This is a genomic window from Halobellus rufus (genome assembly GCF_000739575.1).
In the GTDB taxonomy this organism is placed as follows: domain Archaea; phylum Halobacteriota; class Halobacteria; order Halobacteriales; family Haloferacaceae; genus Haloquadratum; species Haloquadratum rufum.
The window spans coordinates 1-17,084 of the sequence record NZ_BBJO01000064.1; the positions used below are offsets into that span (position 1 = coordinate 1).

Sequence of the window (17,084 nt, forward strand, 5' to 3'; positions counted from 1 at the left end):
ACGACCGCGCGGAGACGGTCGACGAGAAGCCGAGTTTCGCCGAGGCGTACGAACGCCGGCGCTGTCTGGTCCCCGCCGACGGCTTTTACGAGTGGGTGCAGGAGGACGGCGGAAAACAGCCCTATCGAGTCGCGTTCGCGGACGACCGTCCCTTCGCGATGGCCGGGCTCTGGGAGCGCTGGGAGCCGACACACACGCAGACGGGGCTCGGCGACTTCGGCGGCGGGAGCGGCCGGTCGGACGCCGGCGACGCCGACGTCGTCGAGTCGTTCACGGTTCTCACGACCGAGCCGAACGGCCTCGTCTCCGACCTCCACCACCGGATGGCGGTCGTCCTCGATCCAGACGAGGAGTCGACGTGGCTCCACGGCGACGCCGACGAGGCGGGCGCGCTGCTGGACACGCACACCGGCGACGACTGGGAGGCGTACCCCGTCTCGACGCGCGTGAACAGCCCCGCTAACGACGCGGCGGACCTGATCGAGCCGATCGAGGCCGTGGACTGATCTCGTCGGACGGTCTCGGTAGACGGGCACGCCGCCGACGAGCTCTCAGTAGACGAGTTCGCCGGAGACGAACTTCCGCGTGCGCTCGTCGGCGGGGTTCTCGAACACCGTCTCGGCGGGTCCGATCTCGGTGAAGCCGTCGCCGAGGAGCACGCCGACCCGATCGGCGATGCGCTCGGCCTGGTGCATGTCGTGGGTCGCGACGACGACGCCGATGTCGCGGTCGCGGGCCTCTTCGATCGCCCCCTCGATCACGCCCGTGTTCCGCGGGTCCAGATCCGACGTCGGCTCGTCCAAGAGGAGATACGAGGGATCGTACGCCAGCGCCCGCGCGAAGGAGACGCGCTGGGCCTCGCCGCCGGAGAGCGATCGCGCGGGCTGATCTGTCTTCTCGCCGAGGCCGACGACGTCGAGCGACCGTTCGACGGCCTCCGGCGTCCCGTTCGAGGCGACGAGCGATTCGAGTGCGTCTCGGAACCGCGCGCGCCACGGCTGTCGCACCCGCAGGCCGTACTCGACGTTCCGGGTGACGGTGGCGTCGAACAGGCTCGCCTCCTGGAAGACCACCCCGATGCGGCGGCGGAGCGCGAGGCGCTCGTCCTCGTCGACGTCCCACACCGACGTGCCGTCCAGTTCGACGGCCCCGTCGGTCGGTCGGGTGAAGAGCGCCAGAATGCGCAGCAGCGTCGTCTTGCCGACGCCGGAGGGGCCGATGATGGCGACGACCTCGCCCCGGTCGATCGACAGCGAGAGGTCCTCGAAGATGGTCTCGTCGCCGTAGGCCTGCGAGACGTTCGAGAGCCGGATCATCGGTTCATCGCCCCCCCGTCACCGAACCTGACGACGACGGCGTTGACCGTCAGCACGAGCACCAAGAGGACGGCACCGAGGAGCATCGCGGTGTCGTACTGCCCCTGTCTGGCCTCCAGTTGGATCGCGGTCGTCAGCGTCCGCGTCTTCGAGATCCCGCTCGCACTCGTGATGTTGCCGCCGACGATGAGGACGGAGCCGACCTCGCTGATCGCGCGGCCGAACCCCGCGAGGATGGCCGTCGCGATGCCGTATCTGGCCTCCTTGATCACGACGAGCGCGACGTCGAGTCGCGTGCCGCCGAGCGCGCGGGCGGCGTCGCGGACGTTGTCGCTGACGCTCGTGATGGCCGCGAGACTGATCGCGGTGATCGGCGGCGTCGCCAGCACGAACTGGGACATGATCATCGCCTCTCGCGTGAAGATGAGCTCCAGCGGTCCGAGCGGACCCTGATTGGAGACGACGAAGAGGACGAGCAGGCCGACGACGACGCTCGGGAAGCCCATACCCGTGTTGATGATCGACTTCACGAACTGTTTCCCCGGGAAGTCGGTGAAGCCCATCACGATCGCGACCGGAATGCTGAACAGCGTGCTCAGTACCACCGCGGTCCCGCTGACGTACAGCGAGACGTAGATGATGCTACGGACGTATCCCTCCCGGAAGGGAAGCTCGACGACCGGCAGCAACTGAGCGACCGCTTCGGGCGTCACGCTTACTCGCTATCGGAGTCGCTACTCCAACCTTCCGGAACGTACTGCTGGAAGTTGGGATCCTCGGAGACGGCCTCCGGGAAGAACAGCTGTTCCCCGTTCATCTGGTACTCGGAGATGGCGTCTTGGGCCGCCGGACTGGTGATCCACCCGATGTACGCCATCGCGAGGTCGTAGTTGGCGTTGTCGTGGACGCCGGGGTTGACGGCCATGATGCCGTAGGGGTTCGAGAGGATCTCCGGGCCGCCCTCGATCGGGCCCTGCACGAGGATGGTGAGATCGATCTCCGAGCGCTGAGAGATGAACGTCCCGCGGTCCGCGAGCGTGTACGCTCCCTGCTGGTTCGCGTTGTTGAGCACCTCACCCATCCCGGCACCGGCCTCCTGATACCAGTCGCCGCCGGGCTCCGTCCCCGCGGCCTCCCAGAGGTTGAGTTCCTTCGTGTGGGTGCCGGAGTTGTCGCCGCGGGAGACGAACGTCTCCTCGGCCTCGGCGATGGCAGTGAGGGCCTCGGTCGCCGAATCCATCCCCTCGATCCCGGCCGGATCGTCCTCGGGGCCGACGATCACGAAGTCGTTGAACATCAGGTCCCGGCGGTTGATCCCGTAGCCGTTCTGCATGAACTCGTCTTCGAGCCCGCGGGCGTGGACCATCACCACGTCGGCGTCGCCGTTACGCGCCGATTCGAGCGCCGCACCCGTCCCCAGCGCGACCGCGTCGACGGTCACGTCGTACATCTCCTGGAAGTCCGTGTGGATCTCGTCGAGGAGCCCCGTATCGTAGGTGCTCGTCGTCGTCGTCAGCGTGAGCGTCTCACCGCTGACGCCCGCCTGTGAGCTTTCGGTTTCGCCGCCGCTGTCGCCCTCACTACCGCCGTCGTCACCGCCGTTTTCGTCCCCCGACTCGCCCTGTGAGCAGCCGGCGAGCGTCGCGATTCCCGCGGCCGCGGCGGTTCCGATGAACGCTCGGCGCGACGTCGCGCCGCTGAATCTCGGTTCGTTGTCGTCCGTCGACTCCGGTCGTTGTTTCGACATCGATATAACCGAATTTGCCAGCGCAGACATAATGCTTTTGCTCTCGATAGGGTTGGTGTACGTATGGAGACGCACCCCTCGTTCGACGCGTACATCGGCAGCGACGGCGTGACGCTGGACGCCCGCGACGTCGCGCTCCTGCGCGCGATCGATCGGGAGGGCTCGCTCAACACCGCGGCGCAGTCGCTCGGGCGGTCGTACGCCCACGCCCAGCGGCGCGTCGTCGAACTCGAAGACGCCTTCGGGGCGCTCGTCGAACGGCAGCGCGGCGGGGCCGGCGGCGGCGGCAGCACGCTGACCACGACCGCGAGGGAGCTTTTGGCGGCCTTCGAGCGGACGCGCGCCTCCTTCGAGGGCGTCGCCGAGATCGCAGAGACGGTCATCGTCGGGACGATCGTCGAGCGGGACGGCGAACTCGTGACCGTCGAGACGCCGGCCGGGGCGATCCGGGCACTGGTGCCCGACGGAGACGGGGAGGTACAACTGTCGCTGCGGGCGGACGCCGTGACGCTCACCGATCCGGAAGACACCCCAGTCCCCGAGCACACGAGCGCCCGCAACCGGTTCGCGGGGACTGTCGTCGGCGTCGAGTCGGGCGAACGGATCGCGCGCATCGCCGTCGACGTCGGACTGGAACAGCCCGTCCTCGCGCTCGTCACGGAGGACAGCCGCGAGAAACTGGGCCTCGACGACGGCAGCGAGGTCGTGGTCTCGTTCAAGGCGACGGCGACGCGCGGCGTCGCTGTCGGCGACGCTGACGACTGACTGTTAACCGTTATAGGTTTCTAAATACGCTCTCGTAACCGCAGCAGACGCCGCCATATCGAGGGAAGAGACGATTTCCCAGACGTTATGTAATCTGCTGATCTGTAGGGTGACAATGGCGTTTCTCCCCGCCGATTCGAACCGCCGGGCCATCGAGTTCTCTCGGGGAGAGCTCACCGGAGCGATAGGTGATTCGGTTACGGTCCTGCCGATCGTCGTCGCCGTCGCCGCGCTCACCGATCTCTCGCTGGCGCACATCCTCCTCGGCTTCGCGGTGTTTCAGGTCGTCTGGGGAGTCTACTACGCGCTGCCGATCTCCGTCGAACCGATGAAGGCGCTCGCTGCGCTCGTCATCGCCGGGGGGCTCACCCCGGGTGAACTCGCGGTTGCGGGGCTGCTCGCCGGCGTCGTCCTCGTCGGGGTGGGGGCGACGGGGACGCTCACGCGGCTCCAGCGGTACGTCGGCCGCCCGGTGATCCGCGGCGTCCAGTTGGCGGTCGCGCTGGTCTTACTGCAGACCGGACTCGAGTTGAGCCTCGACGGACTCTCCTACGCGCTCGTGGCGGCCGCCGTCGTCGCCGTCGCCGTCGCGCTCGGCCGCACGCAGTCGAGTTCGCTCGCGGTCCTCGCGGTGGGCGTCGCCGTCGCGGTGACGCAGACGGGCCTCCCCCTGCCGCAGGTGCCGCCGCTCGACGTCTCGCTGCCCGCCGCGTCCGGGCTGACGTCGGCGTCGGTCGGCGCGACCGCGGCGCAACTCGCGATGACGGTCGGCAACGCGGCGGTCGCGACGTCGCTCCTGCTCTCTGACTACTACGACGCCGACGTCTCCGCCGACGAACTCGCGACGAGTATGGGCGCGATGAACCTGGTCGCGATCCCCTTCGGCGCGATGCCGATGTGTCACGGCAGCGGCGGCGTCGCGGGGAAGTACGCCTTCGGCGCGCGGACCGCCGGAGCGAACCTCCTGCTCGGGGGACTGTACGCGCTCGCGGCCGTCGTCGCCGTCGGCGTCGTCGCCGCGTTCCCGCTCGCGATGCTCGGGGTCATCCTCGTCGTGATCGCGGTCGAACTCGGCCGAGTCGGCCTCGACAGCCGCGACCGACTCCTCTCGGTCGGGATCGGCCTCCTCGGACTGCTGTCCAACATCGGCATCGCGTTCGTCGTCGGCATCGCTGCGTACCAGCTTCGAGAGCGACTCTGAACCACTCGGAACGACGCTCGCCAGGTAGATTCGGACGCTCGTGAAACCGGTCGTCCGTCACAGCGAACCCGAGCGGAACCGCTAAACGATTCCATCGGTTACTGATCCGACAGTGCCGAACGCGATCTCGTTTTGTGACCCTCCCACTGGCTCGCGCGAGGAGCCCCGATGAGCCGCGGTCCACGCAGCGGACGCGCGGTGAACCTGACTGACGGTCCGCTGCTGAAGCCGCTGTTGGTGCTCTCCGTGCCGATCGTCGTCACAAATCTCCTGCAGGTGGGGTACAACCTCGCGGACACCTTCTGGGTCGGTCGACTGGGAAGCACCGCGGTCAGCGCGATCTCGTTCTCGTGGGCGATCGTCTTCCTCATCATCACGCTCGCGGCCGGGTTCACGGTCGCGGGCACGGTTCTCGTCGCCCAGCACAAGGGCGCGGGGAACCTCGACCGGATCAGCGCCGTCGCCGGTCAGACGATCGCGTTCGTGATCGGCCTCTCGATCGTCTTCTCGATCCTTGGATACCTCCTTGCCCCGTGGCTCCTCGCCGCCGTGGGCGCGCCGCCCGGCACCGAGGTGTTCGAACTGAGCGTGACCTACACGCGTACGATGTTCCTCGGTATCCCGTTCGTGTTCGGGTTCTTCATCTTCCAGTCGCTACTGCAGGGATGGGGCGACACCAAGACGCCGCTGTATCTGATGTTACTCGGCGTCGTGCTCAACGTCGTCATCGACCCGTTCCCCATCTTGGGCTTTCAGGACAACCTCCTGTTCGAGGTCGCGGGCCTCACCGCGCTGCAAGCGGATCTGTACGCCGCGACCGGCTTCGACGGGTTCGGCGTTCAGGGTGCGGCTATCGCGACCATCGCCTCGCGGGGCGTCGGCGCCGTCATCGCCATCGGACTCCTGCTCTCCGGCCGCGTCGGGATCCATCTCGCGCCTCGCGATTTCGTCCCCACGCGCGAGACCATCGAGAGCCTGTTCCGGATCGGTGCGCCGGCCAGCGTCGAAATGAGCACCCAGTCGCTGGGCATCACCCTCCTCACCGCGCTCGTCGCGATCGCGGGTGCTGACGCCGTCGCCGCCTACGGGATCGGAACCCGCGTGACCTCGCTGGTCGTGTTGCCCGCGCTGGGGCTCGCCCGGGGTACCGAGACGGTCGTCGGCCAGAACCTCGGCGCGAGACAGCCCGACCGCGCGAAACGGGCCGTCCTCGCGAGCGCGGCGATCACCGCGGTCGTACTGGCCGCCACGTCGGTCGTCATCTATTACAACGCGGCGTCGATCATCGGCATATTCATCACCGGTGAAGACGCCGCGGCCGTCGTCGAGATCGGGGCAGCGTACCTCCGCATCGTCGGGGCCACGTACGTGTTCCTCGGGATGTTTCACATCATCCAAGGGGCGTACCGGGGAAGCGGCAGCACGCGGCTCGCGATGATCTTCGGGATCATCGGGCTCATCGTGCTCCGGATCCCACCCGCCTACGGCCTTCTGGTGTGGACAGATCTCGGTGCGACCGGTGTCTGGTACGGGGTCGCCCTCGCGAACGTCGTGATGGTGGGGCTCTCGGGGCTGTACTTCCGACGCGGGACTTGGACCGACGGAATCGTCGAGAGCCGCGATCGGGGGTCAGCCGACCCGGACAGTTGATATAGCTAAATACAGTTTATACATCTGCTAGCAGACGTACTCGCCCGGAAGCGGTCGTGACGTACCGACCAGCGGCCGACGAAGCAAAGAAAACGATCCGTCGTCAACGAACTCGAACAGTCAATAGATGGTAGAAATGTTTATCAGCTATCAATAGAGTTTGTTATGTAATATGGTTTACAGTCGGAACGGGGCAGACTCGTCCGCGGAGCGACGAGAGGATTCCGAGCAGTTAGCCGACGATCAGCTGTACCAGGCGCTCGCGTCCCGGACGCGCCGTCGGCTGTTGTTTTTTCTCCTGGACGAGAAAGAGAGTACGGTCGAAACCGTCGCGACCGTACTCGCCGGCTGGAACGCCGACGAAACCGGATCGATGAGCACCGCGGCCGACCGAGACAAGATCCTCTTGGAGCTGTCGCACAATCACCTCCCGCGGCTCGAAGAGGCGGGACTGCTGTCTTACGACCGCCAAGGGGGTGATCTCCGGATCGAACGGCTCGATCCGCTCCTCGCGGCCTTGGTCTCGAAAAGCGTCGATTCCGAGCGAATGCCGGAGTCGTGACGGAACTGCAAACGCTCCTCGACGATATTCGAGACCGATCCCGACGATTCGTTATTTATCACCAGTCTCCGGAAACCCCCTACGAGGCGTGGTTCCGCAACCACAACGTCGACGTCGACTACCGCGAACTCCCCGCGGGGAGCCCGGGAAATTTTCTCGTCATCGAGCGCGACGGTCGGTTCACCGGTGCAATCGGGCTGGACGACCTCGAGACGCTCTTAGAGCCGCCGATTGTGCCACCTACGAGGCGTGACACCGTCTCCGAAGGGTATCAGATACTCTTCGAGGTGCTCTCCGATACTGTGTTCACGGCGATGACCCGCCGTGAACTCCTCGCGGTGAGTCGTGAAATCGAAGAGCGGGCCTACCGTGTCGGGGCTGGGACGCTTCACGTCGGTTTTCAACACCTGTCGGCGTTCGCATCACAAGCGGACGTTTATCGCCATCTAGCCGCCGACACGGGCCTCGAGATCCACGTTTACGGTTCGGACGACTGGACGCCACCCGAAATCGACGGCGTGACTTATCACCGTCTCGGGCCCGACGCGCGGAGGCGATATTGGGTGCTCGCGTTCGACGGTGGCCCCACGCCGGCACAGGCGAGTGGACTGCTCGCTCGCGAGGGCCCTACAGATTCGTACACCGGGTTCTGGACCAGTGACCCGACGCTCGTCGGCCAACTGCGCTCGGGCCTACTGGTAAATTCGACCGGATCACCCGACCGTCGCTCGTGAGTGTGACTGCAGAAAGTCCCGCAGTTCGAGGTGACTGAGTGATAGTCACTAGCGCGCAGGGAGTCACACACTGAATTCAAATCGGATCTGCCACGACACTCGTCAGTCGAGCGTAATTATCTCGAATTTATTTAGGCGTATTTGTGATAGCTTCTATTGAAATTATGAATGCACATTCACAACTATACGTTGATTTGGCGGAGATTTTCACTAGCAGAAACACAGCTAATCTCCCTTATTCGTAAATATACAAAGAGGTAAAGTGCTAGCAAAACACAGTGGTCGATATGGCAGTCGACGACACCGATCGAGCGACGGTGATGACGTACGTTCCGACGTATCAAAAGGAGCGGTGGAACGAGCACGCAGAGCAGTTGGGGATGAGCCAAAGCGAGTTCGTCCGGACGATGGTGCAAGCGGGGCGACGCGACTTCGAGGTTCCGTCGGTGGACGGCCAGACCGAGGGAACAACGGGCGATCTGGAAGGTGGTTCTGCGGACGCAACCCCTGGGGTCGAGGGGTCGAAAAGCGGGCTGCAGAATCGGGTTGTCCAGGTGCTGTCGTCGTCGTCGTATCTCTCCTGGGAAGAGTTACTCGCCGCGTTGACTGACGACATCGAAGACCGACTCGACGAGACCCTCCAAGAGATGCAGGCGGCCAACGAGATCCGCTACAGCGGTCGCCACGGTGGGTACGCGCTCGCCTCGGAGGAGCGATGAGCGCAGAGACGGCCACCGGTGAAGACCTCGAGGATCCGATCGCGTACTTCCTCGAAGATATGACGTACCACGGGAAGTCCGAACGAACGCGAGAGGCCTACGAGCGGGTCCTCCGGCGATTCGAGTCGTTTCTCGACGATCCATCGCGCAACGCCCGTGGGACGCCGACGACGCCGTCGGAGGCCACCCACCGAGACTGTATGGCGTGGGTCCACTCGCTCCGTCGCTCCGACGTCGCCGACAGCACGGTCGCCACATACGCGTCGTACCTACACCGGTTTTACGCCTATCTGGCCCAAGTCGGCGCGTTCGAGTCGAACCCGATGGCACTCGTCGTCGAGGAGATGGACGAGCGCATCGACACGAACCCCTCTCGGCGAGATATCTCCGTGGAAGCGATGCGGGACTTCGTCTCGGAAATCGCTCACCCGCTCGATCACGCTGTCGTCGTGACGCTTCTCAAGACGGGAATGCGGGTGGGCGAACTCTGTAACCTCGATATCCGGGACGTGGCACTCGCTCCGGCCGGGAGCGACGGCCGCGATACAGCGCTGGCTGCTGTAACGAGCGGGCAGAGCGGGCCGCGCGCCCAACTTGACGGTCGCGGTCCCTCACTGTACGTCCCAGCGGAGCCGACCGCCGGTGAGGTCTACGCGGGGGAGGAACGCACCGCGTCGAACAAGCGGAAGCGGCCGACGGTCGTGCCGGTGGACTCGGAACTGGCGATCGCTCTGCGGCGATGGCTCGCAATCCGCCCAGCAGCACGCTCAGCCGCCGATCCGCTGTTTCTCAGCACCTCGGGGAGCTGGGGATCGCGACTCACGCCGGACATGGTCCATCACCTCGTCGAGGGACACGCCACCGACGTCGGCTGGTATCGACCGGGCGGCGGGGCCGAAGAAAACGTCACGCCGCACTACTTCCGGCACTTCTTCACGACGCACCTCCGGGACCGCACCGGCGACCGGGGGATCGTCAAGTACCTCCGCGGCGACGTCGGCGGCGACATCATCGACACGTACACCCACAACTGGGGCGACAGCGTCCGCAAAACGTACGAATCACACATCTACTCACTCCACTGACGCCGTCGCACAAGCAACTTATAAATCCCATATCGCTATATTGAATCAGTTCGGATTGGTTTCGAAATCGGCGGTCCGCCCGGTCGATCTGCAACCCGCCCCGTTTAAGTCCCGCGAGGACCTCCGCCGCGTATGCACGTCGCGCTGGGCGGGACGTTCGACCCGGTTCACGACGGACACCGTGCGCTCTTCGAGCGGGCCTTCGAGTTGGGCGATGTGACCGTCGGGTTGACCAGCGACGAGCTCGCGCCGAAGACCAGACACGTCGACCGTTACGTCCGATCGTTCGCGGACCGAAAGCGGGACCTCGTCGCCGAGTTGGAGCCGATCGCAGCGGCTCACGGTCGCGAGTTTGCGGTCCGCAAGCTGGAGGAGCCGACCGGCATCGCGACCGAAGAGAAGTTCGACGTCCTGATCGTGTCGCCGGAGACGCGGGACGGCGGGGAACGGATCAACGAGATCCGGCGCGAACGGGGCTACGACCCGCTCGAAATCGAAGTGGTCGACCACGTGATCGCCGAGGACGGCGACCGTATCTCCTCGACGCGAATCGTCCGCGGCGAGATAGACGAACACGGGAATCTCACGCCGGAGCGAGATGGTCGCGGTCCCGAGCGCCCGAGCGAGGGCGAGTCCGAACCGCCCGGCGCGTAGCTACCGTGCGTTTGCGACTGATTGCTCGTCTGATCGCAGACCGTCGTGCGATCGGGTAGCAGGCTTGCAGACGTACCTATTGTGCGGTCAAACGTAGCCGTAGTTCTGTCACGGCGAGGTTGCTTCGTCGAGGTCCTCCCGAAGTGGTTCGATTGTCGATCACCACGAGGGCGGCCGGAAGCCCGCCGATTCGAGAATCGGCTTCCAGTGCTGTTGAACGCTGAGGCGGCTCACGTCCATCGCGTCGGCGACGCGAGACTGCGATCGCTCTTCGCCCGAGATGAGTGCGCCCGCGTAGAGGCTGGCGGCCGCTATCGCGGCCTTCGAGCGCTCCTCGTCGGGGATCTCAGAGAGGAAGAGGTCCGAGGCCACCGAGCGGGCTTCCGAGCCGAGTTCGAGGCGGTCGGCCGCGCGTTCGATGCGGGTCAACCACTCCTCGTTGGCGACGCGGTCCCGAGCGCTGTACATACCGTTGGATGGGAGCCCCTCGCATAAGTACTCTCCGCGAACGCTCAGCGGTGGAACGATCGATCACGGTGGAGCGACAGGTTGATTTGTGCGTTCGGAGAACGGAGAGATGCGCGCGGGTAGCCAAGTGGCCAACGGCGTAGCGCTTAGGACGCTATCCCATAGGGGTCCGCAGGTTCGAATCCTGTCCCGCGCATCGCGGGATCGGACGAAGTGAGGGTGACTGTCACCTCCCGGTTCGAGCTCTTCGCTTCGGTCTCGATACCCGAGCTCGTCGATCGAATGGAATCGGTCCTCGCGTTCGTCACAGGCGGACTGTTGCAGGTATCACTCGCGAGGATGAAATCGCTTGACGGCCTCTTCGACGGCCGCGGCGTCACCGAGGAACGTGAGATGGTCCCCGTACTCGAGCACCTCGTCCGGGTCGGGGACGTGAGCCTCCTCGTTCTGACCGATTTCGGCGATGAGACATCCGCCGGGAATCCGGTCGTTGAGGTCTCTGACCGATTCGCCGACGAACTCCTCGGCGGTCATCGTTATCTCTTGGATGTCGTGTCCGTCGCTGGCGTCGTACATCCAGTTGGCCAGTTCTGGCCGCTCGATCTCGTTGTCGATCGCGAAGGCAGTGGACATCGGGCCGTCGACGGCGGTGACCGAGAGCGCCTCGAAGGCGGCCATATTCTGCGGGTCGTTCACCCGCGCGTAGACGTCCTCGACGTCGAATTTCGTACGCGCGGTCTGACAGACCAGCAGGTTGACGTTGTCGTCGTCCGTGGCCGCGACGACGATCCTCGCCTCGTCGATTCCCGCTCCACGGAGCGTCTCGCTCTCGGTACCGTCGCCTTCGTAGACCGTGATACCCGCCTCGCGCGCCGCGCGTTTCGGTTTCTCGTCCTCCTCGATCAGGACGACGAACTCTCCTCGCTGTTCCAGTCTGGTGGCGAGCGCCAGGCCGACACGGCCCCCGCCGACGATTATCGTGCGCATTGGTGTCACTCCTAAGGCGTCGCCGATCTGCCGCGCCAGCCCCGCTTCGATCGCGTCCGTGGCCACGATGACGACGAATACGGTCCCCAAGAGGATCTGGCTTCCCACCTGGTTCCCCGCCGTCGCCAGTTCGATCGCGAACAGCGTCGCCACGCTTGCGGGGATGATCCCACGAGGCCCCATCGCGGCGAGAAACAGGCGTTCGGATCGGTTGAACTGTCTGATCCCGAACGTCGCGATCCAGACCACGACCGGTCGGAGGACGAGCATCACCACGGCGACCAAGAGGATCCCGCCGACGCCGAGTTGCAGGATGGCATCGATGTCGATCAGTGCCGCCAGCGAGACGAAGACGAACGCTAGCACGATCAGCGTCGCGTCGCGGGCGAACTCCTCGATGGTCTCTCGGTGGGGCAACTCCAGGTTCCCGAGCGCGATACCGGCGGTCGCTGCAGCGGCGATGCCCGCCTCGGCGGCGACGGCCTCCGCGAGGGCAAACGACCCGATCGCTGCGCTGAACGTCAGGAATCGAGCGGTCTGTGGGCCGCCCTCGGGCGTGAGTTCGTGCTTGAGGAGGAAGTAGATGAGTCCGGTCGCAAAGAGTCCCGCCGCGACCCCGACGCCCGCTCGTTCCAGAAACGCAATCATCGTCCCCGAGATGCCGACGTCGTCGAGTAGCATCGTCTCGAAGATGACGACCGCGGCGATCGCCGCCGTCACGTCGTTGATGATCCCCTCGGTCTCCAAGGCCGCAGCGACGTGCTCTCTGACGCGAACGACCTCCAGGATCGGCGTGATGACTGTCGGCCCGGTCGCAACCAAGAGTGCGCCGACGACGAGCGCGATCTCCCAGGTCGAGCCTTCGAGCACGCGGACCGCACCGGCCGTCCCGAGGAACGTCACGACCGCTCCGACTGTGACTAGCCGCAGCGACGCCGTCGAGGCCTCGCGGATCCGGTCGAACTGGAGAGCGAACGCGCCGTCGAAGACGATGATCGCCACGCTGAGGCCGACGACGGTACTCAGCCCGTTTCCGAAGGTTTCGATCGTGACGAGACCGAGAAACTCGGGACCGAGTAGCAGGCCCACCACGAGGTAGAATACGACGCTCGGGACCTTGATCCTCCCAGCGAGTAACTGGACGCCGATCCCGGAGACGAGAATCAGCGCGACGACAGGGAGGAGGCTACTGGCCACTGTTCGACGTGCTAATGGCGTTCGAGGCGTCCGTATTCAGTCTGTCGCTCCGCCCGACCGCAGACGGCCAACGAGCGCGAGAGCTGGGGCCGGCCGCCGAGTGACGAAGTCGACCCCAGATCAGGCAGCGGTAACCGCGCGCCCGTCTAGCTTCCGTTCCCGCTCTCGCTCTCGACGCCCATCGCTTGGAACAGCTTTCGGCGCACCGCTTCCTCGGTGAGCTGCAAGAGCGTATCGCGGTTGTCGTCGCTCGTCTCGATGCCGGTGAAGATCCCCAGCGGAATCTCGACGTCGCCCTGCGTCGAGTGCCCGCCTGTGTCGCCGATTCCGGAGAAGGCGTCTTCGAGGATCTTCCCGATGTTCATCCGGATGTCTTTCGAACGCGCAGAGAGGAAGATCTGATCGTCGGCGATGCCGAAGACGGCGGTCGTGGTGATCCCCTCCAGTTTCAGGAGGTGTTGGGCCGCCTGCCCCAGCGCGTCGCGGTCGCGGATGAAGCCCGCGTTCGAGACGAGGTGACTCCCCTGAACCTCGCGGTTCTGGATCGCCTCCGCGAGCACGTCGAGCGTCTCCGGCGACATCGACGGCGACTCCACCTGTTCGAGGGTGTCGTGGTTCGCGAAGGGGTACAGATACGCCGCCGCCGTCAGGTCCGCGGGCGTGGTCTCGCGCTTGAAGTCCAGCGTCTCCGAGCGGATCCCGTACAAGAGGGCGGTCGCGACCGCCTCGCTTGGGGAGATGTTGAACTCCTGGAGGTATTTCGTGAGGATCGTCGACGTCGAGGAGACGTTCGGTCGCACGTCCGTGAACGCCGCCTCGATGCCCTCGTCGGGTTCGTAGTGGTCGATGAAGATGTCGATCTCGGCGTCGATGTCCGGATCGCCGGACTTCATGTGGTCGACGAGCGCGACCGCGCCGTACTCCGAGAGCGGTTTGCCCTCCGAGAGCGGCACGAGTTCGATGCCGAGCAGGTTGACGAACGCGCGGTTCTCCTGGTGGCCGATCTCGCCGTCGTAGTTGATGACGGCGTCGATGCCGTGCTCTCTGGCGATCGCTTGAAGCGCGACCGCCGACGCGATCGAGTCGGGGTCCGGGCTGTCGTGGGTGAGCACCGCGAGGCCGTCGGACGCGCCCTCCAGCACCTCCGCGAGCTGGCGGGCCTTGTATTCGAGTTCGCCCGATTCGAGCGACCGGAGCGCCGAGTCGGCGATGACCTCGGAGGGGTTGATCACGACGTCCGCGCCCATCTCTTCGAGTTCGTCCTCGGAGACGGGGTCCGACGCGCGAACGACGATGAACTGGTCGCCGCCGCGCTCGCGGATCGCCGAGACGGCCGCCTTGTTGGCCTCGACGTCGGAGGCGAGGATCAACACGACGTCTCGGTCCGAGACGGCCTCCGCGACGTCCGCGTCGGCGATGTCGGTCTGCTGTGCGTTCAGGTCCTGATCGCGGAGGGATTCGACGCGACTCTCGTCTTTGTCGAGGATGAGGACGTCCTTCCCCTCCTCGACGAGGTCTTCGGCCACCGCGTAGCCGACGCTCCCGCACCCGAGGATGGCGTAGGTGGACATCGAAGAGATAGTTACCCCGGCGCTCATTCTGCACCCATCTCGGACCGGACGACACTTAACAGCACCCGTTTGGTCGGCGTCGGGCAGGCGATTCGCCGGCGGATCGGAGCCGTCGTCGACGAACCGTTGCGTGACTCTCCCGTGAGAGACAGTCCCCGGGCCCACCCGAAAGGAAACATCTTTAATCGCGCCACCGAAACGATCGATTGCAGTGGGCCGGTAGCTCAGTCCGGCAGAGCGTCTGACTCTTAATCAGACGGTCGCGCGTTCAAATCGCGTCCGGCCCGTGTTCTCGCCGCGAGCAACGTCGCGAGCGGCGAGTGTCGCACCCGAAGCGATTTGAAGGGAGAGAGGTCGCGCGCAGCGGAGCGAGCACGTCCGACCGCGCGTTCAAATCGCGTCCGGCCCGTTCTGTTGCGAACGGCAGTGAGCAACGGAGTGGCTACGACGCGATTTGCCGCCCTGCCAGTCGCAGCCCGGAACGGCCGAAGGGCCGCACGCCCGGACCGTCTGGCTCCGGTTCAAATCGCGTCCGGCCAGTATTCTCTCCGCGAGCAACGTCGCGAGCGGCGAGTAAGAGAAAACCGCGAGACGACCGATCCGGCGGGACTCACTCCTCGTCGAGTTCTTCCAACAGCGTCTCCAACTCGTAGTTCTGCAGCGCGCGGGTGCTGTGTCTGAGCGTCGAGACGACGAACGTCGAGTTCGTCCGACGGACCTCCTCGATCGTTTCGAGATCGGTGATGAGCCGTTCGACCATCTCCTGGTCCGGCAGGTGCGCGATGACGACGAAGTCGGTCTCGCCCATCGTGAAGTACGCCTGCGAGACGCCCTCGACCGCGAGGATCTTGTCCTCGAAGTCGTGGTGGGAGCCGTGGTAGTCGGTGAGCAACTCGACGATGACCGTCACGCCGAGGCCGACCTTGTCGAGATCGATGTCGTAGAGGTCGTTCTGGATGATTCCGGCCTCTCGGAGGTTGTTCAGTCGGTAGTGGATCGTCGACACCGGAATGTCGGTCTCTTCGTGTAACTGCTCCGGGCTCCCGGTCCCGAGGTCGGCAATCGCCTTCAGCAGGCGGATGTCTCGTTCGTCCATACGTTCGATGGGGACCTCTTACGCGGCATATCGGTTGTAAGTTCCGCCTCGACTCGTCGATCCGGGCGGGCGTGTCCACCGCAAGAGGACGAAACCCCACAAACCACTTATACTACCGAGGGAGAGTTCGCCTATGCCCGATCCGTTACAACTGTCGGTGGACCCGACGCAGCTCGGTCTGGAGTTCGGAAGCGGCGCGGTCATCGGCGGCATCATCGGCTTCGCGGCCAAGAAGGTCGCGAAGCTCATCGCGGTCATCGTCGGCCTCGAACTGGCGCTGTTCAAGTTCCTCGAATCCCGCGGCATCCTCACCGTCGACTGGGAGCGGCTTTCGGCGGGGCTTATCAAGACGACGCAGGGGGCGGCCGACGGGACGCCCCCCGACTGGGTCTCGACGATCCTCTCGACGCTGTCGGTGTCGGCGGGCTTCACCGGCGGCTTCCTCGTCGGCTTCAAGAAGGGATAGTTCCGATCGCGGCGAGTCTGTGGCGGTCGAAGCTACCGCGTGCTGAGTTCGTCTTTGTCCTTGATGATCCGCGTTTCGGCCTCGCCGGACGTCAGCTCGTTGACGAGGTCGTAGAAGTCGTTCTGCATCCCCGCGGGGAAGGTCACGACGCCGACCCACGATCCGTCGGGCTGCCACTCCTCGCGTTCGAGGTCGCCGTACTTCCGTACCTCCGCCTGCGTCTTCCCGGCGTAGTCGGCGGGGACCTGCACCGCGACGGTCACCTCGTCGAAGCGGATCGGGATGACCGGTCGCAGCGCGTCGAGCGCGTCGTCGACCTGCGATTCGACGGGCTCCATCGGGTCGACGCGGAACCCCGCCTCTTCGAGCGCGCGCTCGATCCGCTCGGGGGGGTGCGGCGCGTTGTCCATCTGCGGGTTGACGGCGTTGCGCGCGATGCGGTTGATGAGGTTCTTGCGCTTTTGCTCCTGCATCTCGCGGCGCTGTTCGGCCGTGATCTGGATCTCCCCGCGTCGGACGACCTCGGGGATGATTTCGAGGGGGTCGGTCGTCCCGAACACGGTTTCGAGGTCCTCTTCGGCGGGTCGGTCACCGCGAGAGGCGTTCTCGAAGACGTCCTGGGCGGCGATGACGTCCTCCAGATCGCCCTCGAACTCGCCGCGTTTGATCGCGAGCGCGGCGTCGGGGTCGACGAGCACCTCGAATCGCTCGCCGTGGGATTCGAGTCGTGCTGTGACGGCCTCGTCGAGTGAGATCATATCCCGTCATTCTCCCTCCGTGGTAAAAAGCTCTCCCCGACGCGGCGCGGCCGGCCGATTGCGAGCGTCTCGCCGTCGCCGGATTGTATCCCTTCGCTGTCACCTGTC

Annotated in this window: 18 protein-coding genes and 2 tRNA genes; 12 read left to right on the forward strand and 8 right to left on the reverse strand. The window is 65.2% G+C overall.

Translation table 11 applies throughout. The annotated features are described in order from the left end of the window. The coding region (locus ACP99_RS17895; RefSeq protein WP_049987895.1) for an SOS response-associated peptidase at window positions 1-506 on the forward strand (506 nt) is incomplete at its 5' end. Window positions 507-551: 45 nt separating this feature from the next. Here ACP99_RS17895 and ACP99_RS17900 read toward each other — a convergent pair. From ACP99_RS17900 to ACP99_RS17910, 3 genes are read right to left on the reverse strand one after another with little or no spacing between them, the layout of a single operon-like run. After that, window positions 552-1,316, reverse strand: a complete 765-nt coding sequence (locus ACP99_RS17900; RefSeq protein WP_049987896.1) for an amino acid ABC transporter ATP-binding protein — start codon at window positions 1,314-1,316, stop codon at window positions 552-554. Next, window positions 1,313-2,002: an ABC transporter permease gene (locus ACP99_RS17905; RefSeq protein WP_049987910.1), complete on the reverse strand. Its 690-nt coding sequence runs from the start codon at window positions 2,000-2,002 to the stop codon at window positions 1,313-1,315. The genes ACP99_RS17900 and ACP99_RS17905 overlap by 4 nt, the downstream gene beginning before the upstream one ends. Before the next feature lie 29 nt (window positions 2,003-2,031). Next, window positions 2,032-3,063, reverse strand: a complete 1,032-nt coding sequence (locus tag ACP99_RS17910) for a substrate-binding domain-containing protein (protein WP_081927579.1) — start codon at window positions 3,061-3,063, stop codon at window positions 2,032-2,034. A 63-nt stretch (window positions 3,064-3,126) separates the two neighbouring features. On the opposite strand from ACP99_RS17910, the gene ACP99_RS17915 reads away from it, so the two are divergent. The 8 genes from ACP99_RS17915 (at window position 3,127) to ACP99_RS17950 (ending at window position 10,433) form a co-directional block, all read left to right on the forward strand. Continuing rightward, a complete protein-coding gene (locus tag ACP99_RS17915) occupies window positions 3,127-3,828 on the forward strand; it encodes a TOBE domain-containing protein (RefSeq protein WP_049987897.1) in 702 nt (233 codons plus the stop codon). A 115-nt stretch (window positions 3,829-3,943) separates the two neighbouring features. Continuing rightward, window positions 3,944-5,029, forward strand: a complete 1,086-nt coding sequence (locus ACP99_RS17920) for a putative sulfate/molybdate transporter (protein WP_049987898.1) — start codon at window positions 3,944-3,946, stop codon at window positions 5,027-5,029. Window positions 5,030-5,197: 168 nt separating this feature from the next. Beyond that, on the forward strand, window positions 5,198-6,679 hold the full coding sequence (locus ACP99_RS17925; protein WP_049987899.1) for an MATE family efflux transporter: 1,482 nt from the start codon (window positions 5,198-5,200) through the stop codon (window positions 6,677-6,679). 172 nt (window positions 6,680-6,851) lie between these two features. Next, window positions 6,852-7,241 carry a DUF7344 domain-containing protein gene (locus ACP99_RS17930; RefSeq protein ID WP_049987900.1) on the forward strand — a complete coding sequence of 130 codons (390 nt, stop codon included), beginning with the start codon at window positions 6,852-6,854 and terminating at the stop codon, window positions 7,239-7,241. Beyond that, window positions 7,238-7,975: a DICT sensory domain-containing protein gene (locus ACP99_RS17935; protein WP_231554347.1), complete on the forward strand. Its 738-nt coding sequence runs from the start codon at window positions 7,238-7,240 to the stop codon at window positions 7,973-7,975. Before ACP99_RS17930 ends, ACP99_RS17935 begins: the two co-directional genes overlap by 4 nt. A gap of 287 nt (window positions 7,976-8,262) precedes the next feature. Further along, a complete protein-coding gene (locus tag ACP99_RS17940; protein ID WP_049987901.1) occupies window positions 8,263-8,694 on the forward strand; it encodes a DUF5805 domain-containing protein in 432 nt (143 codons plus the stop codon). Continuing rightward, complete coding sequence (locus ACP99_RS17945) at window positions 8,691-9,779, forward strand: tyrosine-type recombinase/integrase (RefSeq protein ID WP_049987902.1); 1,089 nt, start codon at window positions 8,691-8,693, stop codon at window positions 9,777-9,779. Before ACP99_RS17940 ends, ACP99_RS17945 begins: the two co-directional genes overlap by 4 nt. A gap of 132 nt (window positions 9,780-9,911) precedes the next feature. Next, window positions 9,912-10,433: a phosphopantetheine adenylyltransferase gene (locus ACP99_RS17950; protein ID WP_049987903.1), complete on the forward strand. Its 522-nt coding sequence runs from the start codon at window positions 9,912-9,914 to the stop codon at window positions 10,431-10,433. A gap of 159 nt (window positions 10,434-10,592) precedes the next feature. Here the strand turns inward: ACP99_RS17950 and ACP99_RS17955 are convergent, their stop codons facing one another. Then, complete coding sequence (locus tag ACP99_RS17955; RefSeq protein ID WP_049987904.1) at window positions 10,593-10,901, reverse strand: cyclin; 309 nt, start codon at window positions 10,899-10,901, stop codon at window positions 10,593-10,595. Between the two features lie 113 nt (window positions 10,902-11,014). On the opposite strand from ACP99_RS17955, the gene ACP99_RS17960 reads away from it, so the two are divergent. After that, window positions 11,015-11,097: transfer RNA gene (locus ACP99_RS17960), tRNA-Leu, on the forward strand. Between the two features lie 131 nt (window positions 11,098-11,228). Here ACP99_RS17960 and ACP99_RS17965 read toward each other — a convergent pair. Both ACP99_RS17965 and ACP99_RS17970 read right to left on the reverse strand, forming a co-directional pair. Next, window positions 11,229-13,085, reverse strand: a complete 1,857-nt coding sequence (locus tag ACP99_RS17965; protein WP_049987905.1) for a cation:proton antiporter domain-containing protein — start codon at window positions 13,083-13,085, stop codon at window positions 11,229-11,231. Window positions 13,086-13,231: 146 nt separating this feature from the next. Beyond that, complete coding sequence (locus tag ACP99_RS17970; protein WP_049987906.1) at window positions 13,232-14,683, reverse strand: DHH family phosphoesterase; 1,452 nt, start codon at window positions 14,681-14,683, stop codon at window positions 13,232-13,234. Window positions 14,684-14,869: 186 nt separating this feature from the next. Between ACP99_RS17970 and ACP99_RS17975 the strand changes: the two genes are divergently transcribed. Further along, window positions 14,870-14,943: transfer RNA gene (locus ACP99_RS17975), tRNA-Lys, on the forward strand. A gap of 323 nt (window positions 14,944-15,266) precedes the next feature. On the opposite strand, the gene ACP99_RS17980 is transcribed toward ACP99_RS17975, so the two are convergent. After that, window positions 15,267-15,752: an Lrp/AsnC family transcriptional regulator gene (locus ACP99_RS17980; RefSeq protein WP_049987907.1), complete on the reverse strand. Its 486-nt coding sequence runs from the start codon at window positions 15,750-15,752 to the stop codon at window positions 15,267-15,269. Window positions 15,753-15,885: 133 nt separating this feature from the next. On the opposite strand from ACP99_RS17980, the gene ACP99_RS17985 reads away from it, so the two are divergent. Further along, window positions 15,886-16,218, forward strand: a complete 333-nt coding sequence (locus ACP99_RS17985; protein WP_049987908.1) for an FUN14 domain-containing protein — start codon at window positions 15,886-15,888, stop codon at window positions 16,216-16,218. Between the two features lie 32 nt (window positions 16,219-16,250). On the opposite strand, the gene ACP99_RS17990 is transcribed toward ACP99_RS17985, so the two are convergent. Further along, window positions 16,251-16,976, reverse strand: coding sequence for a ribosome assembly factor SBDS (locus ACP99_RS17990; protein WP_049987909.1), 726 nt, complete (start codon window positions 16,974-16,976; stop codon window positions 16,251-16,253). Between the last annotated feature and the right edge of the window lie 108 nt (window positions 16,977-17,084).